This window comes from Paraburkholderia sp. HD33-4, assembly GCF_021390635.1.
GTDB lineage: Bacteria > Pseudomonadota > Gammaproteobacteria > Burkholderiales > Burkholderiaceae > Paraburkholderia.
Window position 1 is genome coordinate 3,073,430 of sequence record NZ_JAJEJS010000002.1, and the last position, 20,188, is coordinate 3,093,617.

18 protein-coding genes are annotated in these 20,188 nt (G+C 64.3%); 11 read left to right on the forward strand and 7 right to left on the reverse strand.

Annotated elements, in window-relative coordinates; translation table 11 throughout:
* Positions 1-15: 15 nt before the first annotated feature.
* The 3 genes from dxs to L0U84_RS33815 all read right to left on the reverse strand — a co-directional run bounded on the left by dxs (position 16) and on the right by L0U84_RS33815 (position 3,197).
* Positions 16-1,923 (reverse strand): 1-deoxy-D-xylulose-5-phosphate synthase, encoded by a 1,908-nt coding sequence (gene dxs / locus L0U84_RS33805; RefSeq protein ID WP_233856349.1) that lies wholly within the window; start codon positions 1,921-1,923, stop codon positions 16-18.
* Positions 1,924-2,010: 87 nt separating this feature from the next.
* Positions 2,011-2,892 (reverse strand): polyprenyl synthetase family protein, encoded by an 882-nt coding sequence (locus tag L0U84_RS33810; RefSeq protein ID WP_233856350.1) that lies wholly within the window; start codon positions 2,890-2,892, stop codon positions 2,011-2,013.
* On the reverse strand, positions 2,889-3,197 hold the full coding sequence (locus L0U84_RS33815) for an exodeoxyribonuclease VII small subunit (protein ID WP_233856351.1): 309 nt from the start codon (positions 3,195-3,197) through the stop codon (positions 2,889-2,891). The genes L0U84_RS33810 and L0U84_RS33815 overlap by 4 nt, the downstream gene beginning before the upstream one ends.
* Positions 3,198-3,517: 320 nt before the next feature.
* On the opposite strand from L0U84_RS33815, the gene L0U84_RS33820 reads away from it, so the two are divergent.
* Both L0U84_RS33820 and L0U84_RS33825 read left to right on the forward strand, forming a co-directional pair.
* Positions 3,518-4,624 (forward strand): aromatic ring-hydroxylating oxygenase subunit alpha, encoded by a 1,107-nt coding sequence (locus L0U84_RS33820; RefSeq protein ID WP_233856352.1) that lies wholly within the window; start codon positions 3,518-3,520, stop codon positions 4,622-4,624.
* Positions 4,625-4,772: 148 nt separating this feature from the next.
* A complete protein-coding gene (locus L0U84_RS33825; protein ID WP_233856353.1) occupies positions 4,773-5,642 on the forward strand; it encodes a sulfurtransferase in 870 nt (289 codons plus the stop codon).
* Positions 5,643-5,763: 121 nt separating this feature from the next.
* Here L0U84_RS33825 and L0U84_RS33830 read toward each other — a convergent pair whose 3' ends face one another.
* The 3 genes from L0U84_RS33830 to polA form a co-directional block, all read right to left on the reverse strand.
* Positions 5,764-6,636, reverse strand: coding sequence for a dienelactone hydrolase family protein (locus L0U84_RS33830; protein ID WP_233856354.1), 873 nt, complete (start codon positions 6,634-6,636; stop codon positions 5,764-5,766).
* A 90-nt stretch (positions 6,637-6,726) separates the two neighbouring features.
* Entirely contained in the window at positions 6,727-8,082 is a 1,356-nt protein-coding gene (locus tag L0U84_RS33835) for an NAD(P)/FAD-dependent oxidoreductase (RefSeq protein WP_233856355.1), read from the reverse strand.
* Positions 8,083-8,239: 157 nt separating this feature from the next.
* The gene (gene polA / locus L0U84_RS33840) at positions 8,240-10,981 is read right to left on the reverse strand and encodes a DNA polymerase I (RefSeq protein WP_233856356.1); all 2,742 of its coding nucleotides are present in this window, start codon (positions 10,979-10,981) and stop codon (positions 8,240-8,242) included.
* 1 nt (position 10,982) lies between these two features.
* On the opposite strand from polA, the gene L0U84_RS33845 reads away from it, so the two are divergent.
* The 3 genes from L0U84_RS33845 (at position 10,983) to L0U84_RS33855 (ending at position 13,034) form a co-directional block, all read left to right on the forward strand.
* Entirely contained in the window at positions 10,983-11,726 is a 744-nt protein-coding gene (locus L0U84_RS33845; RefSeq protein ID WP_013092994.1) for a TIGR00730 family Rossman fold protein, read from the forward strand.
* 211 nt (positions 11,727-11,937) lie between these two features.
* Complete coding sequence (locus L0U84_RS33850) at positions 11,938-12,507, forward strand: chromate transporter (RefSeq protein WP_233856357.1); 570 nt, start codon at positions 11,938-11,940, stop codon at positions 12,505-12,507.
* Positions 12,504-13,034, forward strand: a complete 531-nt coding sequence (locus L0U84_RS33855; RefSeq protein ID WP_233856358.1) for a chromate transporter — start codon at positions 12,504-12,506, stop codon at positions 13,032-13,034. The genes L0U84_RS33850 and L0U84_RS33855 overlap by 4 nt, the downstream gene beginning before the upstream one ends.
* Positions 13,035-13,143: 109 nt before the next feature.
* Here L0U84_RS33855 and L0U84_RS33860 read toward each other — a convergent pair whose 3' ends face one another.
* The gene (locus L0U84_RS33860) at positions 13,144-14,670 is read right to left on the reverse strand and encodes an AMP nucleosidase (protein WP_233856359.1); all 1,527 of its coding nucleotides are present in this window, start codon (positions 14,668-14,670) and stop codon (positions 13,144-13,146) included.
* Positions 14,671-14,858: 188 nt separating this feature from the next.
* Here L0U84_RS33860 and L0U84_RS33865 point away from each other — a divergent pair, with 188 nt between their 5' ends.
* The 6 genes from L0U84_RS33865 (at position 14,859) to L0U84_RS33890 (ending at position 20,144) form a co-directional block, all read left to right on the forward strand.
* Entirely contained in the window at positions 14,859-15,254 is a 396-nt protein-coding gene (locus tag L0U84_RS33865) for a hypothetical protein (RefSeq protein ID WP_233856360.1), read from the forward strand.
* 213 nt (positions 15,255-15,467) lie between these two features.
* Positions 15,468-16,463: a homoserine kinase gene (locus L0U84_RS33870; protein ID WP_233856361.1), complete on the forward strand. Its 996-nt coding sequence runs from the start codon at positions 15,468-15,470 to the stop codon at positions 16,461-16,463.
* Positions 16,454-17,260 carry a BPSS1780 family membrane protein gene (locus tag L0U84_RS33875; protein WP_233856362.1) on the forward strand — a complete coding sequence of 269 codons (807 nt, stop codon included), beginning with the start codon at positions 16,454-16,456 and terminating at the stop codon, positions 17,258-17,260. Before L0U84_RS33870 ends, L0U84_RS33875 begins: the two co-directional genes overlap by 10 nt.
* Before the next feature lie 156 nt (positions 17,261-17,416).
* Positions 17,417-17,869 carry a MarR family winged helix-turn-helix transcriptional regulator gene (locus L0U84_RS33880; RefSeq protein WP_233856363.1) on the forward strand — a complete coding sequence of 151 codons (453 nt, stop codon included), beginning with the start codon at positions 17,417-17,419 and terminating at the stop codon, positions 17,867-17,869.
* A 171-nt stretch (positions 17,870-18,040) separates the two neighbouring features.
* Entirely contained in the window at positions 18,041-18,460 is a 420-nt protein-coding gene (locus L0U84_RS33885; protein ID WP_233856364.1) for an organic hydroperoxide resistance protein, read from the forward strand.
* A gap of 184 nt (positions 18,461-18,644) precedes the next feature.
* The gene (locus L0U84_RS33890; protein WP_233856365.1) at positions 18,645-20,144 is read left to right on the forward strand and encodes a cryptochrome/photolyase family protein; all 1,500 of its coding nucleotides are present in this window, start codon (positions 18,645-18,647) and stop codon (positions 20,142-20,144) included.
* Positions 20,145-20,188: the final 44 nt, after the last annotated feature.

The window sequence follows — 20,188 nt, forward strand, 5'->3', positions numbered from 1 at the left end:
ACAGGCGACAGCGCTTTACGCGACGCGCTTCACCGACGACTGGCCGGCGACCGCGCCGCTCGCGAGGAAGCGTTCGCGGATCGACCGGGCGATACCCGCGGCGTCGAGACCGCACGCGGCGAGCAGCTTGGCCGGGTCCCCATGATCGATGAACCGGTCGGGGAGGCCCAATTGTAGTACGGGGCGCATAACCCCGCCTGCGAGCAGGGCTTCGACGCAGGCCGAACCCGCGCCACCCATGATGCAGCCTTCCTCGACGGTGACGATTGCGTCGTGCGTCTCGGCCAGCTTGCGCACGAGCTCGGTGTCGAGCGGCTTTACGAAGCGCATGTTCGCGACAGTGGCGTCGAGTTGCTCGGCCGCCGCGAGCGACGGCGCGACCATCGTGCCGAACGCGAGAATCGCGATGCGCTTGCCGGCCGGCGCCGAGGTCTCGCGACGCACTTCACCCTTGCCGAGCGGCAACGCGGTCATCTGCTTGACGGTGGCGACACCGGTGCCCGCGCCGCGCGGATAGCGCACCGCAGTCGGATGCGACTGCTGCAACGCGGTGTACAGCATCTGCCGGCACTCGTTTTCGTCCGACGGCGCCATCACGGTCAGGTTCGGGATGCAACGCATGAACGCGAGGTCGTACGCGCCCGCGTGCGTCGCGCCGTCCGCGCCGACGAGACCCGCGCGATCGATGGCGAACACCACCGGCAGGTTTTGCAGCGCGACGTCGTGAATCAGCTGGTCGTACGCGCGCTGCAGGAATGTCGAATAGATCGCGACGACCGGCTTCATGCCGTCCGCGGCGAGGCCGCCCGCGAACGTCACCGCGTGCTGTTCGGCGATGCCGACATCGAAGTAACGATCCGGGAAACGCTTTTCAAACTCGACCATGCCCGAGCCTTCTCGCATCGCCGGCGTGATACCGACCACGCGCGAGTCGAGTTCGGCCGCGTCGCACAGCCATTCGCCGAACACCTGCGTGTAGGTCTTCTTCGACGGCGTCGCGGCCGGCTTGATGCCCTCGGCCGGGTTGAACTTGCCCGGGCCGTGGTACAGCACCGGATCGGCCTCGGCCAGCTTGTAGCCCTGACCTTTCTTCGTGACGACGTGCAGGAATTGCGGCCCGCGCAGTTCCTTGATGTTTTGCAGCGTCGGGATCAACGAATCGAGATCGTGACCGTCGATAGGTCCGATGTAGTTGAAGCCAAATTCCTCGAACAGCGTGGCCGGCACGATCATGCCCTTCGCGTGCTCCTCGAGCTTGCGCGCGAGATCGAGCACCGGAGGGGCGACGCGCAGCACGCGCTCGACGCCCGCGCGAGCGGCCGCATAGAAACGACCCGACATCAGACGCGCGAGATGGCGATTGAGCGCGCCGACCGGCGGCGAGATCGACATGTCGTTGTCGTTGAGGATCACGAGCAGCGGCACGTCGTCTTCGACGCCCGCGTTGTTCATGGCCTCGAAGGCCATGCCGGCCGTCATCGCGCCGTCGCCGATCACGGCGATGCCCATGCGGTTGTCGCCCTGCAGCTTGCTCGCGACCGCCATGCCGAGCGCGGCCGAAATCGACGTGCTCGAGTGCGCGGTACCGAAGGTGTCGTATTCCGATTCGTCGCGTTTCGGGAAGCCCGAGATGCCGCCCAACTGACGCAGCGTGTGCATCTGGTCGCGACGACCGGTCAGGATCTTGTGCGGATAGGTCTGATGGCCGACGTCCCAGACGATCCGGTCGTGCGGCGTATCGAACACGTAATGCAGCGCGATGGTCAATTCGACCGTGCCGAGGTTGGACGAGAGATGGCCGCCCGTCTGCGATACGCTGTCGAGCACAAAGGCGCGCAACTCGTCGGCAAGCGGTTGCAATTGGCGGCGATCGAGGCGGCGGAGGGCTGCCGGGTCGTCGATGGTTTTCAGCAAGTCGTACATCGTCGTTCCATTGTAGGAAAACTTACGCGCCCGCACTTCATACAGGCACCCCGGGGATGGAGGGTGCGCGGCGGCGGGCTTTCGCGTTCAGCTGACCCGGTTCACCACCAGGTCGGCCAGTTCGGCAAGACGCTGCGCGCGAGCGCCGAACGGTGCAAGCGCGGCGTGCGCGTCGCTGCGCAGTTGCGCCGCGAGCGCGCGCGACGCGTCGAGCCCGATAATCGACACGTAGGTCGGCTTGCCGTCCTTCGCGTCCTTGCCTGCAGTCTTGCCGAGCGTTGCGGAGTCGGTCGTAACGTCGAGAATGTCGTCGACGACCTGAAACGCGAGGCCGACGGCGGCAGCGTAGGCGTCGAGCGAGGCCAGAGCCTGCGCGTCCGGCGTCTCGCCGGCCAATGCGCCCATGCGCACGGCCGCGCGCAGCAGCGCACCGGTCTTCATGCGATGCATGGTCTCGAGCTGCGGGCGGGTCAACGTATGGCCGACGCTAGCCAGGTCGATGGCCTGGCCGCCGCACATGCCGATCGAGCCGCTTGCGAGCGCGAGTTCGCGCACGAGCGACGCCTGCTGCGCCACGCCCATCACCTCGGACGTCAGCGCCACGAATGCCTGCGACTGCAGCGCGTCGCCTACCAGCAGCGCGGTCGCTTCGTCATACTTAACGTGGACCGTCGGCTTGCCACGGCGCAGCGCATCGTCGTCCATGCACGGCATGTCGTCGTGCACGAGCGAGTACACGTGGATCATTTCCAGCGCCGCCGCCGCCGCATCGAGGCAATCGGCGCGCGCGCCGGTCAGCTCGCCGGCCGCGTGGCACAGCAGCGGCCGCACCCGCTTGCCGCCGCCGAGCACCGCATAGCGCATCGCCTCGTGCAGCCTGGCGGGTTCGGTCGTCTCGGCCGGCAGATAGTGTTCCAGAGCCATTTCGACGCGTTCGAGCACCGAGCGCGTCCATTGTTCGAATGTCATAGGTCGTCCCCGCTCTCAGTCGCGGCTGTGCCTGCGGTATTCATGGGCAGCGGCTTGAGGGTCTCGCCATCGAGGACCCTCACCTGCTGCTCGACCTTTTCGAGCTGCTGTTGACAGAATGCGACAAGTGCCGCCCCGCGACGGTACGCGGCCAGCGATTCCTCGAGGCTCAGGCTGCCGCCTTCCATGCGCGCGACGAGCTCTTCCAGCTCCGCCTGCGCGGCCTCGTAGTTCGCCGGCAGCGGCGCGCTATCGCCGCTTTCGGCTGGCGCGGCGGCGGAATCGTTCGATGCGGTCTTCGCCATGAATAGTCGCAAAATTAAAACAAGTCGGACATTCTACGGCAAAAGCGACATTTTCGATCCGCTCGCCAGCCTGCGCCCCGCCGTGCCACATCGCTTCGAGCCTGGCGGATGCCTACCTTTGCCCCGCTTCGACCCTGAAGTCTCGCAGAAAAAAAGCGCGAGGTCTGCGGCGAAAATGCCGAACTTTCTTGACATTTTTAACCCAAATCAGGGACTTAAGTGCCCCTGTCACAGGGAAACGGGTATAATCGCCGGCTCCCTAAATCGAATCTTCGATGGTTGGGTTGTTCACTGCTTTCACGTCTTCATCGGGAGTGGGAATGTCCAATCTGAGCAATGCATTGCAGTTGCGGTCTGTTCACAGCCAGCTGCCAGTCACGGCTTACTTTGACGAAGCGCTTCTTACGCGCGAAATCGACACCCTTTTCAAGAAAGGTCCTCGCTACATCGGCCACGATCTCATGGTGCCCGAAGCAGGGGATTATTTTGCCTTGCCCAGCGAACGCGAGGGGCGGGTACTCGTCCGTAACCAGCAGTCGCAAGTCGACTTGCTGTCAAACGTGTGCCGCCACCGGCAAGCCATCATGCTCAACGGTCGCGGGCAGACGCAGAACATCGTCTGCCCGCTGCATCGCTGGACGTACGACCTGAAGGGCGAACTGCTCGGCGCACCCCATTTCGCCGACAACCCGTGCCTGAATCTCGGCGCCACGCCGCTGCAAAACTGGCAGGGGCTGCTGTTCGAGACCCAGGGTCGCGACGTCGCGAAGGATCTCGCACGCCTCGGCACCAAGCGCCACTTCGACTTCTCGGGCTTCATGTTCGATCACGTCGAAGTCCACGAGTGCAACTACAACTGGAAGACCTTCATCGAGGTCTATCTGGAGGACTATCACGTCGCGCCGTTCCATCCGGGCCTCGGCAGCTTCGTCAATTGCGACGATCTGACGTGGGAGTTCGGCGACTGGTACAGCGTGCAGACGGTCGGGGTGCACAAGGCGCTCGAGCAACCGGGCAGCCCGACGTATCGCAAGTGGCACGACGAAGTGCTGCGCTTTCGCGACGGGAATCCGCCCGAGTTCGGCGCGATCTGGATGGTGTACTACCCGGGCATCATGATCGAGTGGTATCCGCACGTGCTGGTCGTGTCGTGGCTGATTCCGCGCGGCCCGCAGAAGACCACCAACGTGGTGGAGTTCTACTACCCCGAGGAAATCGCGCTGTTCGAGCGCGAATTCGTCGAAGCAGAGCGCGCCGCCTATATGGAGACGGCCCGCGAAGACGACGAGATCGCCGAGCGCATGGACGCCGGCCGTCTTGCGCTAATGGAGCGCGGTGAATCGCAGGTCGGTCCATATCAGAGCCCGATGGAAGACGGCATGCAGCACTTCCACGAGTTTTTGCGGCGCGAACTCGGCACGATCTGAGCCGCGCCGCGAGGCGCATCGGTCGACTCAAGGAAAGACGGGCTTCGACCCGTCTTTTTTGTTTAGACTACCGACATAGACCGGCCATGCGCCAGCCGCGTGAATGGCGCGGCCCGCAGCCGCCATCGCCCGTATCGAGGAGACGCTCATGCCCCACACTCATTACACCACCCTGATCTCCGCGACCAATCTTGCCGAACGGCTCACGGCCGCGCCGGGCAGCGTGTTCGTGATCGACTGCCGGTTCGACCTCGCCGATACCGACGCGGGAGAGAAAGCCTGGCTGGCCGGCCATCTGCCGGGCGCGCACTATCTGCATCTCGATCGCGATCTGTCCGGGCCGAAGAACGGCACGAACGGCCGGCATCCGCTGCCCGATCGCGCGCGGCTCGTCGAAACGCTGGAGTCGCGGGGGCTGAAGCAAGGTCAGCAGGTCGTCGCTTATGACGCGCAAGGCGGCATGTACGCGGCACGCGTCTGGTGGCTGTTGCGCTGGCTCGGACACGACGCGGTCGCGCTGCTCGACGGCGGACTGCAGGCGTGGGAAGCGGCCGGCCAACCGCTGACGCAGGATGTGCCAGCGCAGAACACCGGCGACTTCAAGGCGGCTGCACCGCTCGCCGTGACCATCGATGTGCAGGCGCTCGAGCGCAATCTCGGCTCGAAGGAGCGGACCGTGGTCGATGCGCGCGCGGCCGATCGCTATCGAGGCGAAAACGAGACGCTCGATCGCGTCGGCGGCCATATCCCGGGCGCGCTGAATCGCTTCTTCAAAGACAACCTGACCGCCGACGGCCGCTTCAAGCCGGCGCACACACTGCGCGAGGAATTCCACGCGCTGCTCGGCGATACGCCGCCGGAACACGTGGTGCTGCAATGCGGCTCGGGCGTGACTGCGTGCGTGAATTCGCTCGCGATGGAGGTTGCCGGCCTGCATGGTTCAGCGTTGTACGCTGGCTCGTGGAGCGAATGGAGTTCCGATCCGAAACGGCCGGTGGCGACGGGCGCGCAACCTTGAGCGCGATCCGCTGCAAGTCGTAACCAGGCAAAAAGGCCGTTGCCGCTCGAAAGCGGCAACGGCCTTTTTTTCATCGGATCTATCGTTGGCTCAACGAGCCGTGAAGATTTCGAGCAGCGCCTCAAGCCACGCCGTGCTGTTTGAACCACACGAGCGTGCGACGCCAGCCATCCTCAGCATCGGCCTTCTTGTAGCTCGGCCGGTAATCGGCGAAAAACGCGTGGCCCGCGTCGTCGTACACGACGAACTGCGAGCCGCGCCCCGCCTGCGGACCTTGCGCGATCGCCTGCTTCATCTGCTCGAGCGTGTCTTGCGGAATGCTTGAATCCTGACGCCCATACAGTCCGAGCACGGGCGCATGCAGGTCGGCGACGAGATCGATCGGATTGGCCGGCGTCATCGCGTTCTTCGCGCCGGTCACGCGACCATACCAGGCGACGCCCGCCTTCACGCGCGGATTGTGCTCGGCATATAGCCATGAAATGCGCCCGCCCCAGCAGAAGCCGTTCACGCCGAGCCGATTCAGGTCGCCGCCGTTTTCGCCGGCCCACGCGGCGGCCGCGTCGAGGTCGGCCATCGCCTGCTCGTCGGGTACCTTGCTCAGTATCTGCTCGCTCAGTTGCTGGATGCTCGTGTAGACCATCGGATCGCCCTCGCGCTCGAACAGGTCCGGCGCGATCGCCAGATAGCCCAGTTTCGCGAAGCGCCGGCAGACGTCGGCGATATGCTCGTGCACGCCAAAGGCCTCATGCACGACGAGGATCACCGGCAGATGCGTCTTGCCCTTCGGCTGCGCGCGATAAGCCGGGATCAGCGTGCCGCCCGAATGGAACGCCACTTCTCCTGCTTCGAGGCCGTCGCTGTCGGTATGGATGGTCTGCGCCGAGACCGGCAGCACCGCCGCCGCGAAACCGGTGCCCAGCGCCGCTTTGATGAAGGTGCGGCGGTCGAAGGGAACGTGCGGGACCAGACAATCGACTTCAGGCTTCAGCATGTGGCGCTCCTCGATGAATTGTTAGAGGCAACAGGATACGCCTCGCGCGTATCCCGTTGCAGATTCAACTGAGGAGAGCGTCCGCGCGCGTCAGTGCAGCTTGACGCGCGGCAGCGTGGTACGGCGCAACCAGTGCGCAAAGGTGTCGAGCACCATGCGCGGATAGCCGTGCAGCGCAGCGATATGCAGCCGGTACAGCGACATGTACATGAAGCGCGCGAACAGCCCTTCGATCAGCATATTGCCGCCGATCACTCCGCCCATCAGATTGCCGACCGCGCTGAAGTGCCCGAGCGAGACCAGCGAACCGAAGTCGCGATAGGTGAATTCCGGCAGCGGCTTGTTGTCGAGGCGCGCCGCCAGGGCCTTCAGCAGAAAGCTCGCCTGCTGATGCGCGGCCTGGGCGCGCGGCGGCACGTTGCGCTCGTTGCCCGGCCACTCGCAGGCCGCGCAATCACCGAGCGCGAAGACGTTGTCGTCGATTTCGGTTTGCAGCGTACGGCGCACGAGCAGTTGACCGAGCCGGTTGACCGGCAAGCCGTCGAGCTGACCCAGCACCGCCGGCGCCCTGATGCCCGCCGCCCACACGGTCAGATCGGCGCGCACGGTGTGATCGCTCGCGGTACGGATGTAGCCCGGCGCGACCTCGGCCACGGTCTCGCCGATCATCAGCTTCACGCCGAGCTTGGTCAGCAGTTCGGCGGTTGCCGTGGAAACGCGCTCCTGCAACGCGGGCAGAATACGCGGACCCGCCTCGATCAACACGATGCCGACGTCATGCCGCGGATCGAGCTTGTGCAAGCCATACGCGGACAAAACCTGCGCGGTATTGCGCAGCTCCGCCGACAACTCGACCCCCGTCGCGCCGCCGCCGACGATCGCCACCTGAATGCGCGGCTCGCTGGACGACCAGGTGCCGGGTCCCGGTCTCGATTCGACGGGCTCGTGCGCCTGATGCTCGGCGCGCATGCACGCCGCGATCAGGCGTTTGCGGAAACGCTCGGCCTGGCCAACGGTATCGAGTGCAATGGAGAATTCGGCCGCGCCCTTGACGCCGAAGAAGGCCGTGGTACTGCCGATCGCGATGACCAGCGTGTCGTACTCGAGCTCGCGCTCGGGCAGCAGTTCGGCACCGTCGTCGTCGAGCACGATGCCGAGCGTGATACGCCGGTTCGCGCGGTCGAGCCCGGTCAGCTCGCCCTGCTGGAACTCGAAGCCATGCCAGCGCGCCTGCGCAGCGTATTCGAGCTCCTGCGTGAACGGGTCCATGCTGCCTGCCGCGACCTCGTGCAGCAGCGGCTTCCAGATATGGGTCGGATAGCGGTCGACCAGCGTGACCTGAGCCTGCGTGGGGCTGCCCTTCTTGCCCGCGCCATAGCGATCGCCAAGGCGTGTCGCCAGTTCCAGTCCTCCCGCACCTCCGCCAACGACGATAAATCGATGCATTGCACTTCTCCGTGTAGCCGATGAATTATCTGTCGCGACGCTGCGCACGAATGCGCCGTCCTGAACCGATTGTCCCCGACCCGCCCGGGAAGTCACAAGTCGCCAAAACCCATGTGTGACATGCGCACGACGTTATCGTGCGCGTGTCACGGGCATGTCAATGCGCCTCCTCCCAGTTCAGCCCCGCGCCGACTTCGGCGACGAGCGGCACCTTCAGTGCGGCGACCCCGCACATCAGTTCTGGTAGGCGCTTGCGGACTTCGGACAACTCAGCGTCGGGCACTTCGAGGATCAGTTCGTCGTGTACCTGCATGATCATGCGCGTGCCGATCTTCGAGTCTTCGATCCAGTTCTGCACGGCGATCATCGACATCTTGATGAGGTCGGCCGCGGTGCCCTGCATCGGCGCGTTGATCGCGGCCCGCTCGGCGGCCTGGCGGCGCGGACCGTTGCCGCCGTTGATCTCGGGCAGCCACAGACGGCGGCCGAACACCGTTTCCACGTAGCCTTTCGCCTTCGCGCTCAAGCGCGTCTCGTCCATATAGCGCGCGACACCGGGATAGCGCGCGAAGTAGCGGTCGATATACATCTTCGCCGCATCGCGCGTGATGCCGAGGTTCGACGCGAGGCCGAACGCGCTCATGCCGTAGATGAGCCCGAAGTTGATGACCTTCGCGACGCGCCGCTGATCGCTCGACACTTCGAGCGGCGTCACGTTGAAGATTTCCGACGCAGTGGCGCGGTGAATGTCCTCGCCCTGCGAGAACGCACGCATTAGCGAGTCGTCGCCGGAGATGTGCGCCATGATGCGCAATTCGATCTGAGAATAGTCGGCGGACACGAGCTTGTATCCCGGCGGCGCGATGAACGCCTCGCGAATGCGCCGGCCTTCGCCGGTACGCACCGGAATGTTCTGCAGGTTCGGATCGTTCGACGCGAGCCGCCCCGTCACCGCGACGGCCTGCGCGTAGTTCGTATGCACGCGGCCGGTTTGCGCATTGACCATGCGCGGCAGCTTGTCGGTATAGGTGGACTTCAGTTTCGACAGGCCGCGATGTTCGAGCAGGATCTTCGGCAGCGGATAGTCTTCGGCGAGCTTCTGCAACACCTCTTCGTCGGTGGACGGCGCGCCGCTCGGCGTCTTCTTGATGACCGGCAGTTCGAGCTTCTCGAAGAAAATCTGACCGATCTGCTTCGGCGATCCGAGGTTGAATTCGCCGCCGGCCAATTCGTACGCCTCGCCCTCGAGTTCGATCAGGCGCGTGGCGATCTCGCTGCTCTGCTGACGCAACTTCTCCGTGTCGATCAGCACGCCGGTGCGCTCCATCTTGCGCAGCACGCGCGAGGTCGGTATTTCGATCTCGCGATACACATGGTCGAGCGACTTCTCCGCGGCGATCTGCGGATATAAGGCCTGATGCAAACGCAGCGTGATGTCGGCGTCTTCGGCCGCATATTCGGCGGCTTTGTCGAGCGCGACTTCGTCGAAGCCGATCTGCTGCGCGCCCTTGCCCGCGACCTCTTCGTACTTGATCGTCTTCACGCCGAGATGACGCAGCGCGAGGCTGTCCATGTCGTGCGTGCGATGCGACTCGAGCACGTACGATTCGAGCAGCGTGTCATGCTCGACGCCGCGCATTTCGATGCCGTAATTCGCGAGCACCTGTTCGTCGTACTTCAGATGCTGGCCGACCTTCTTGCGCTCCGCGCTTTCGAGCCACGGCTTGAGCTTCGCGAGCACTTCGTCGCGCGGCAGCTGTTCCGGCGCGTCGGGGCCGCGATGCGCGAGCGGCACGTACGCGGCGCGGCCCGCCTCGACCGATAGCGACAAGCCGACGATCTGCGCGACCATCGGATCGAGCGAGGTGGTCTCGGTATCGAACGAGGTCAGCTCGGCCGCGTTGATCTTATCGAGCCACGCGTCGAGTTGCTCCCATGTCTGCACGGTCTCGTAGTGGCGCTCGTGATCGACAGCGAGCGCGGGCGGCACGTCGGTTTCCGGACCTTCGACCGCATCGGCAATTTCGACTTCGCGCAGCCACGTCTTGAAGCCGTGGCGCGTGAACACGTCGCGCAACTCTTCGCGCGACTCGGGAAGGCTCGGCAAACTTTCCTCGATCGACTCGATATGGCCATTCAGATCGCAATGACGCTCGACCGTGACGAGCTTGCGCGCCATCGGCAAAAAGTCCAGCGCGCGGCGAAGATTCTCGCCGACGGCGCCCTTGATCTCGCTCGCATGCTCGACGATGCCGTCGAGCGAGTCATATTGCGTCAGCCATTTGACTGCCGTTTTCGGGCCGCACTTCTCGACGCCCGGCACGTTGTCGACCGTATCGCCGATCAGCGACAGGTAATCGATGATGCGCTCCGGCGGCACGCCGAACTTCGCGACCACGCCGTCGCGATCGAGCGTTTCGTTGGTCATCGTATTGACGAGCGTGACCCGGTTCGATACGAGCTGAGCGAGATCCTTGTCGCCGGTCGACACGACCACGTTCATGCCGAGCTTTTCCGCCTCGGTGCACAGCGTGCCGATCACGTCATCCGCTTCGACGCGCTCGATCATCACGAGCGGCCAGCCGAGCGCACGCACCGCGACGTGAATCGGCTCGATCTGACGGGCAAGATCTTCCGGCATCGACGGACGATTCGCCTTGTATTCCGGATACCAGTCGTCGCGAAACGTTTTGCCCTTGGCGTCGAACACGCACGCGCTATACTCTGCTGTGACTTCCTTGCGCATGCGCCGCAGCATGTTGATCATCCCGTAGAGCGCACCCGTCGGGCCGCCCTCGGGACCGCGCAGATCAGGCATCGCATGATAGGCCCGGTACAGATAACTCGAACCGTCGACCAACAGCAGGGTCTTACCTTCAAGGCTTCGTTCTTCAGGCATTATGACTAAGAGAAAAGTGATTCCGAGTCTGCGATCGCTCGCAGATCAAGAGCGCGCAACGGCCAAGAAAGCCCGCGCATCGTGGCAGATGTTCACGATTATGGCAGAGTTTATCGAGGCGACCGAGTACCTGTCGGAGATTCGGCCGGCGGTCAGCATCTATGGTTCGGCGCGTCTGAAACCGAACTCGCCATACTACAAACTCGCCACGCAGATCGCGCGCAAACTGTCGGATGCGGGCTTCGCGGTGATCTCCGGCGGCGGCCCCGGCATCATGGAAGCGGCCAACAAGGGCGCGCATGCGGGCAAGGCGCCGTCGGTCGGTCTGAACATCGAGTTGCCGCACGAGCAGTCGGGCAACCAGTGGCAGGACATCTCGCTGCGCTTCCGCCATTTCTTCACGCGCAAGGTCACGTTCGTGAAGAATTCGGACGCGGTGATCGTGATGCCCGGCGGCTTCGGCACGCTCGACGAACTGGCCGAAGTGCTCACGCTGATCCAGACCAAGAAGTCGCGCCACGTGCCGATCATTCTGGTCGGCGCCGAGTTCTGGGAGGGTCTGCTCGCGTGGTTCAAGAGCTCGCTGATCCCGATGGGTTTGATCAACCCGACCGACATCGATCTGATGCAGGTGATCGACAATCCCGACCAGGTGCTCGAAGCGGTGCTCAAGTTCTACGAAGACCGCGAGGAAGGCGAAGCACATCCGGTCAAGTCGGACGAAGACCGGATGTTCTACCTGTGATGGCATGACGCTGCGCGCCACGCGTAACGCGTGGCGCGATGCATTGCGTACACATCGGGTCGCGCACATGGCGGGCAGCCTTCGGGCTGCCCGCTTTCGTTTCGCAGATCAGTTTGCAGTGCGCTTACTGTCAACCGGATTGCGGAACAAATCGTTGTGCACGTTTGCCGTTCGGCGCTAACCTGCTCAGCTGATACTCGAAGCTCGCGATATGAACAACGAACTCACCTCGCCCGAAGCCGCGCTCGCGCCCACCCCGACGTTGCGTGAGATCTTCGGCGGCTTTCTCGGCCTCGGCCTCATTTCATTCGGCGGCGCGTTGCCGCTCGCGCGCCGCGCACTGGTCGAACAACGCCGTTGGCTGAGCAGCGACGAATTCACCGACCTGCTCGGCCTCTGTCAATTCCTGCCGGGCGGCAACGTGATCAATCTGTCCGTCGCGATCGGCATGCGCTTTCGCGGCGTGCCCGGCGCGCTGGCCGGTTTGCTCGGCTTGATCGCCGGGCCTTCGCTGGTGGTGATCGGGCTCGGCGTGCTGTACGAGCACTCGCAGAACGATCCGCACGTGCGCCATCTGTTCGCGGGACTTGCGGCGGCGGCCTCGGGCCTGCTGATCTCGATGGCGATCAAAGTCGTGCTGCCGTTGCGCAACAAGCCGCTCGCCGCGCTGATCGCCGCGCTCGGCTTCGTCGCGATCGCGGTGCTGCGACTGCCGCTGCTGCCGACCATGCTCGCGCTCACGCCGCTCAGCATCTATGTTGCGGCAAGGAGCGCGCGATGAACGACACACTCGTTTCTCTCGCGGCGATTTTCAGTCAGCTGTCGCTGCTCGCGTTCGGAGGCGGCAATACGATCCTTCCGGAGATGCAGCGGCAGGTGGTCGACGTGCATCACTGGATGCCGGCCAGCGAGTTCAGCGCGCTGTTCGCGCTCGCTCAAGCCGCGCCCGGCCCGAACCTGATGATCGTCACGCTGATCGGCTGGCATGTGGCCGGGTGGGCCGGCATGCTCGTCACGTCGATTGCGAAGTTCGGGCCGTCGTCGCTCGTGACGATCCTCGCGCTTCATGCGTGGGACCGCTTCAAGGACCGCCCGTGGCGCCGCTATGCGCAGCTCGGGCTCGTGCCGGTGACGGCCGGTCTCGTCGCGGCGAGCGCGGCGCTGATCGCGCGCGCGTCGAACCCGACCGCGATAGCGTGGGCGATTACCGCGTTCACGGCCGCGATCGCGACGAAGACGCGGATTCATCCGCTGTGGCTGCTGGCCGCGGGGAGCCTGATCGGGTTGACCGGGTTCGGGCAGGGTTGAACCGGCAAGCGTCGCCTCGAAGGATTTTCGCGCTCGCACTCGCGAGCCATCCGCAAAGCGGCCCATCCGGCGCCGGTGGGCCGCTTATCAATCAGTATGTCGGCCTGAGTTACTGAAACGCGACTTCCGCGAAACTGCGCAGCTTGCGGCTATGCAAGCGATGCAGCCCATTCATCCGCAGCAGTTCCATCGCCTTCACACCGATCTGCAAATGCTGATCGACCTGCGCGCGATAGAACTGGTCGGCCATGCCCGGCAGCTTCAGTTCGCCGTGCAGCGGCTTGTCCGACACGCACAGCAGCGTGCCGTAAGGCACACGGAAGCGAAAGCCGTTCGCGGCGATCGTCGCGCTTTCCATATCGAGCGCGATCGCACGGCTCTGCGACAGCCGCTGCACCGGCTCGCGATGATCGCGCAGCTCCCAGTTACGATTGTCGACGCTCGCCACGGTGCCAGTGCGCATCACGCGCTTGAGCTCGGCGCCATCGAGCTGCGTGACCTGCGCGACCGCGCGCTCGAGCGCGACCTGCACTTCCGCGAGCGCCGGAATCGGCACCCACAGCGGCAGGTCGGCATCGAGCACATGGTCTTCGCGCACATAGCCGTGCGCGAGCACGTAGTCGCCGAGACGCTGCGTGTTGCGCAGCCCCGCGCAGTGGCCGAGCATGATCCACGCATGCGGACGCAGCACCGCGATGTGATCCGTGATGGTCTTCGCATTCGACGGCCCGACGCCAATGTTGACCATCGTGATGCCGCTGCCGTCCGCGCGTTTCAGGTGATACGCGGGCATCTGCGGCAGACGCGGCGGCTGCGTCCCCTCCTGCGCCTGCTCGCCGAGATTCTCGTTGTAGGTGACGACGTCGCCGGGCTCGACGAACGACGTGTATTCGCTGCGATAGGCGCGCAACTCCGCGTCGTCGGTATGGGCCATCATGGCGCGGCCGAGCTTCACGAATTCGTCGATATAGAACTGGTAGTTCGTGTACAGCACGTAGTTCTGCACATGTGTCGGCGCCGTCGCCGTGTAGTGCTTCAGCCGATGCAGCGAAAAATCGACGCGCGCCGCCGTGAACAATGCGAGCGGATGCGGCTCGCCCGGCAGCGGCTCGTACGTGCCGTTGACGATGCGGTCGTCGAGCAGCGCGAGGTCCGGCGTATCGAAGATGTCGCGCATCAGGAACAGGCGCTCGCGATCCAGATCGCCTTCGAGGTGGATGCCCTCGGCGAACGCGAAATGAATCGGAATCGGCTGGTCCGACACGCCGACCTCGATCTGCACGTGATGGTTCTTCGACAGCAGCCGCAACTGCTCGCGATAGTAGTTGCCGAACAGGTCGGGCCGCGTGACGGTCGTCTCGAACACGCCGGGCCCCGCGACGAACCCGTACGAGCGGCGCGAATCGATGTGCGTGTTGACCTCGGTGCGCACGCGCACGAACGGATAGCAGGCGCGCACGCGATGGTCGAACTGCTCGTTGCGGCGATAGCGCGCGAACGCATCGCGCAGGAACGACGTGTTCGCCTCGTAGATCGCGGCGAGGCGGGTGACGGCCTCGGCCGCGTCGTCGAAGCCTTCGGTCGGGAAGCTGTTGGCGGGAGTCTGCACCGTGCGCTGATTAATATCGTTGTTCATCATCGTTCACCCTTTTTGATGAGACGACATTACCACGGAACCCACTGTTGCCAAATGTCAGCTGCGACGCTTGCAACAGCGCTCGCGAGAGCGCACGCATGTTGCGCGAAAGCGGCGCAAAATAAGGCTTCGCGCCCGTACGTCAGGCCGGATTTGCTAGAATCTGGGCACCCAATCGGAGAATCACCATGAAGCCGCTCCTTCCCATCGCTGTTGCGCTGGCTCTCGCCTTCGGCAACGCCGCGATGGCTGCCCAGCCCGTCGACGAACCGCCGCCCGCCGGCGCGCCCCAGTCCGCCAATGAACGGGCCGGTCTGCCGGACCTGGAAAAGATCAATCGTCCGGGAGCGGAGGTCAGCTCGAAGGTCGACATCAACGTGCCGCGCACGCCGAGCTTTCATGAAGTGAGCCCGAACGGCACCGAAATCACGGAATTCCGCGACAAGGGCAAGCCGGTCGAAATCAACGTGCAATCGAATTTCGGCACCCGCTATCAGATGAGCGCATCGCCCGACACGTCGCCCACCGTCCACGACAGCGGCAAGCCCAGTACGCGCTTGCCGTCGGTGAATCTCCACTATTGATCGTTACGAAAGCGGCACGCCGTCAACGGCGGCCGCGGCGCGGCCGCGTTCCGCTTGATCCGATCGCAGCCGCCGCGCGATGAACCTGCGCTGAATGCAGCGACGCTTACAACCTCGCCGTTCCGCACTCGCCGCCCGCTCGCCACGCTCATTTGTCTCACCTCGCACTGGCCGCACCGCGCCAGCCCGAACAACCTGATCCGACGTTTCCGCATGGCCGTCTTCACCGCTGTCAACGAATCCCAACTCGCAGAATGGATGAGTCACTACGATCTCGGCGATGTCGTCGAGTTTCGCGGCATTTCGTCCGGCATTGAAAACAGCAACTTCTTTCTGACGACGACGCGCGGCGAATACGTGCTGACGATTTTCGAAAAGCTGACAGCTGAACAACTGCCGTTCTATCTGGACCTGATGAAGCATCTTGCCGCTCATCGCGTGCCGGTACCGGATCCGATGCCGCGCCTCGACGGAGCGCTGTTCGGCTTGCTGCTCGGCAAGCCCGCGACCATCGTGACGAAGCTCGAAGGCGCGCCCGAGCTCGCGCCGGGCGTCGAGCACTGCGCCGAGGTCGGCCACATGCTCGCGCGCATGCACCTCGCGGGCCGCGACTATCCGCGCTATCAGCCGAATCTGCGCAGCCTTCCGTGGTGGCGCGAAACCGTGCCGACGATCCTGCCGTATCTGGAAGGCGAGCAGCGCGATCTGCTGGCCTCCGAGCTGGCGCATCAGGAAGCGTTCTTCGCCTCCGCCGAATACGCGGCAATGCCCGCGGGCCCGTGCCACGCCGACCTGTTCCGCGACAACGCAATGTTCGCGCACGCGGCGCCCGAGACCGGCCACGAAGTGCGGCTTGGCGGTTTCTTCGATTTCTATTTCGCCGGCTGCGACAAGTGGCTGTTCGACGTCGCGGTGACGGTCAACGACTGGTGCGTCGATCTTGCGACCGGCAAGCTCGACACCGAACGCACCGAGGCGCTGTTGCGCGCATATCAGACGGTGCGGCCGTTCAGTGTCGAGGAAAACCATCACTGGGGCGACATGCTGCGTGCGGGCGCGTACCGCTTCTGGGTCTCGCGCCTGTATGATTTTCATCTGCCCCGCGCGGCCGAACTGCTGAAGCCGCACGACCCCGGCCATTTCGAACGCATTCTGCGCGAGCGCCTGCAGGGCGTCGCAAATCCTGGCATCCATACCTCATGCAACTGATCGAAGTCCCCGCGAAAACCGGCTACGTGTGGTTCCGCCAGGGCATCTGGCTGTTCCGCAAGAATCCGCTCGCCTTCCTGACGCTGTTCTTCACCTATTTGCTGGTGATGACGCTCGTGTCGCAGATTCCGGTGGTCGGCGGCGTGTTGCCGCTGTTGTTCATTCCGGGGGTCGCGGTCGGCTTCATGGCCGCGTGCCGCAACACGATCGCGGGCAAACCGGTGTTTCCAACCATCCTCGTCGACGGCTTTCATTCGTATGGCCCGATGGTCGCGCGGCGGCTGCTCGTGCTCGGCGTGCTGTACGTGATTGCGATGGCGCTCGTGCTGGCCGGCTCGGCGCTCGCCGACGGCGGCATGCTGCTGAAGGTGATGCTCGGCAGCGCGGCGATGGATGAGAACACGATCGCCAACAGCAACATCCCGCTCGCGGTGATCACCGCGCTCGCGTTCTATGTGCCGGTCGCGATGCTGTTCTGGTTTTCGCCGATCCTCGTCGCCTGGCACGACATACCGCCCGTGAAGGCGATGTTCTTCAGCGTCGTCAGTTGCTGGCGCAATCGCGGCGCTTTCATCGTGTTCGCGGCGCTGTGGTTCGCGGTCGCGACGGTCGTTTCGCTCGGGCTGTCCACGCTGATGCAGGCGCTCGGCGCGGCCGACTTCGCGTTCGCGATCCTGATGCCCGCGACGATGATCGTCACGACCATGCTGTACTGCTCGTTCTACGCGACCTATCGCGGCTGCTTCGGCGTGCAGACGCCGCAAACGCCGGATCTGCCGACCACGCCGGCGGCCTGATCCGTCGTTCCCGCGCGGGAGCCGTTCTGGCGCCCGCGCGCATCGTCTCGGCGTCCCTGTCGAAACACCATTCCCGACGCTGCGCATCCTGAATCGATTTGCGGCACAATGATTTGTGTGCAATCCATTTGCACGCTCTTTTAGCCGAGATGGATCATGACCCAGCGCCCCGCTCTTCCTTTCACACTCGACGAGCAACTGTGCTTCGCGCTCTACTCGACGTCGCTCGCGATGACGAAAGCGTACAAGCCGCTGCTCGAAAACCTCGGGCTCACATATCCGCAGTATCTGGCGATGCTCGTGCTGTGGGAAACCGACGACGTCGCCGTCAAGGACATGGCCGCGCGCCTGAATCTCGATCCGGCGACGGTCACGCCGCTGCTCAAGCGTCTCGAAGCGCAGGGGCTCGTCGAGCGCGTGCGCGGCACCGACGATGAACGCCTCGTCTACATTCGTCTCACGGGCGCGGGCAAGGCGCTCAAGCGTCAGGCGCGCGACGTGCCCGGCGACATCCTCTGCGCGACGCAGCAGTCGCCGGACTTTCTGCTGCGGCTGCGCGACGACCTCACGCGCCTGCGCACGACGCTCAACGACTTCATGGACCAGTAGCGCGATAACTGAAAAAGACTAGTTCCGGTTTCACCGCAAAATTCATTTGTACACAAATGATTTGTACGCTATCTTACTCACATGCCGCTTCGCTAGCGCTTCGCCAGACCGGCGGACCGGCAGCCAGCGGCAAATATGCCAACCCTGATACCCCAGACTAGGAGCTGCACGATGAACATCCTCTACAAGGCAAGCGCAACGAGCACCGGTGGCCGCGACGGCCGCGCCGTATCGTCGGACAATGCGCTGGACGTGAAGCTGGCCGCGCCGCGTGAACTCGGTGGTACCGGCGCAGCGGGCACGAATCCCGAACAACTGTTTGCGGCCGGCTATTCGGCCTGTTTCCTGAGCGCCATGAAGTTCGTCGCCGGCCAGCGCAAGCAGGCGCTGCCGGCCGACACGCAGGTTTCCGCCGACGTCGGCATCGGCCCGAACGACAAGGGTGGCTTCGCGCTCGACATCGATCTGCGCATCACGCTGCCGGGTCTCGCTGCGGACGCAGCGAAGGAACTGGTCGACGCGGCGCACCAGGTCTGCCCGTACTCGAACGCCACGCGTGACAACGTCGCGGTTCGCCTGCACGTCGCTTAAGCTCAGGTCGGCCGCCGCGCCGATCAGCAATGCCCACGAAGAACCGCTCACAGCGCACCATCCCGTGCCGTCGGGGCCAGCGCCCGGACCCTGCACAATAGGGCCGGGCGCTGCCTGTTTTGGCGCGCGGCACGCAATCTGCGACGCCGGTCCTCAACCTCCTTCATCCCGACTGCCCCTCCCGATGACACGCGCCCGCCGTCTGCACGACACCTTCGACTCCGGCCTCGTCTGGTTCCGCCGCGATCTGCGCAGCACGGATCATGCCGCGCTGTACTACGCGCTCAAGCATTGCGAGCGAGTCTGGTGCGTGTTCGTGTTCGACACGACGATCCTGCAGCCGATCGTCGATATCTGGCAGACGCGCCACCCCGGCGAGCCGGTGCAGGATCGCCGCATCGACTTCATTCTGGCTTCGCTGGCCGAACTCGACGACGCGTTGCGCGCGAACGGCGGCGGCCTCGTCGTGCTATACGGCGATCCGGCCGAACTGGTGCCGAAGCTCGCGGCGGAGCTGCGCGTCGATGCGGTGTTCGCGAATCACGACTACGAGCCGGTCGCGATCGAGCGCGACGCCACCGTCGGCGAGCGTCTCGAGGAAGCGGGCCGCCAGTGGCTAACCTTCAAGGACCAGACGATTTTCGAACGCGACGAGCTGCTGAACGGACAGGGCAAGCCGTTCGCGGTCTTCACGCCGTACAAGAACGCGTGGCTCAAGCAACTGAGCGCGTTCGACCTGAAGCCTTACCCGGTAGAGACCTACACGAAGCATCTGGCACCGCCGCCGCGCAAGCTCGACCGCCAGTTGCCCACGCTCGATCAACTCGGCTTCGCGCCGAGCAACCTGACGGACTTGCAACTGCCCACCGGCATGAGCGGCGCGCAACGGCTGCTCGACGATTTCCTGACGCGCATCGATAGCTACGCGGATCGGCGCGATTTTCCCGCGGTGAAGGGTCCGAGCTATCTGTCAGTGCATCTGCGTTTCGGCACGGTGTCGATCCGCACACTGGCGCGTCTCGCGCACGAAATGTCGCTGCAACCCAACGGCACAGGCGCGGCGACCTGGTTGTCGGAACTGATCTGGCGGGATTTCTACTTCATGGTCCTCGCGCACCACCCGTGCATCGCGAAAGGCGCGTCGTTCAAGCCGGAATACGAGCATTTGCGCTGGGAAAAAGGCCGCGCGGCCGACGCAGCGTTCGCCGCGTGGTGCGACGGCCGCACCGGCTATCCGCTCGTCGACGCCGCGATGCTGCAGTTGAACCAGACCGGCTATATGCACAACCGCCTGCGTATGGTCACGGCGAGCTTCCTCGCGAAGGATCTCGGCATCGACTGGCGGCTCGGCGAGCGCTACTTCGCCGATCTGCTGAACGACTTCGATTTCTCGGCAAACAACGGCGGCTGGCAGTGGGCCGCTTCGACCGGCTGCGACGCGCAGCCGTACTTCCGCATTTTCAATCCAGTGACCCAATCCGAAAAATTCGACCCCGACGGGCGCTTTATCAAACGATATCTGCCCCAACTCGCGAAGTTGCCGGCAAAATGGATTCACGCGCCGTGGCTGGCGGGCGCGGAGCGGCTCGCGGAGTTCGACGTGGTGCTGGGCGGAAATTATCCGGAACCGATCGTCGATCACGCACAGGCCCGCGAGCGCACACTGGCCCGATACGGCAAGTGAGTGCCCGCTCACATCATTGAATAAGAACGTCTGGAGGGGGTAAA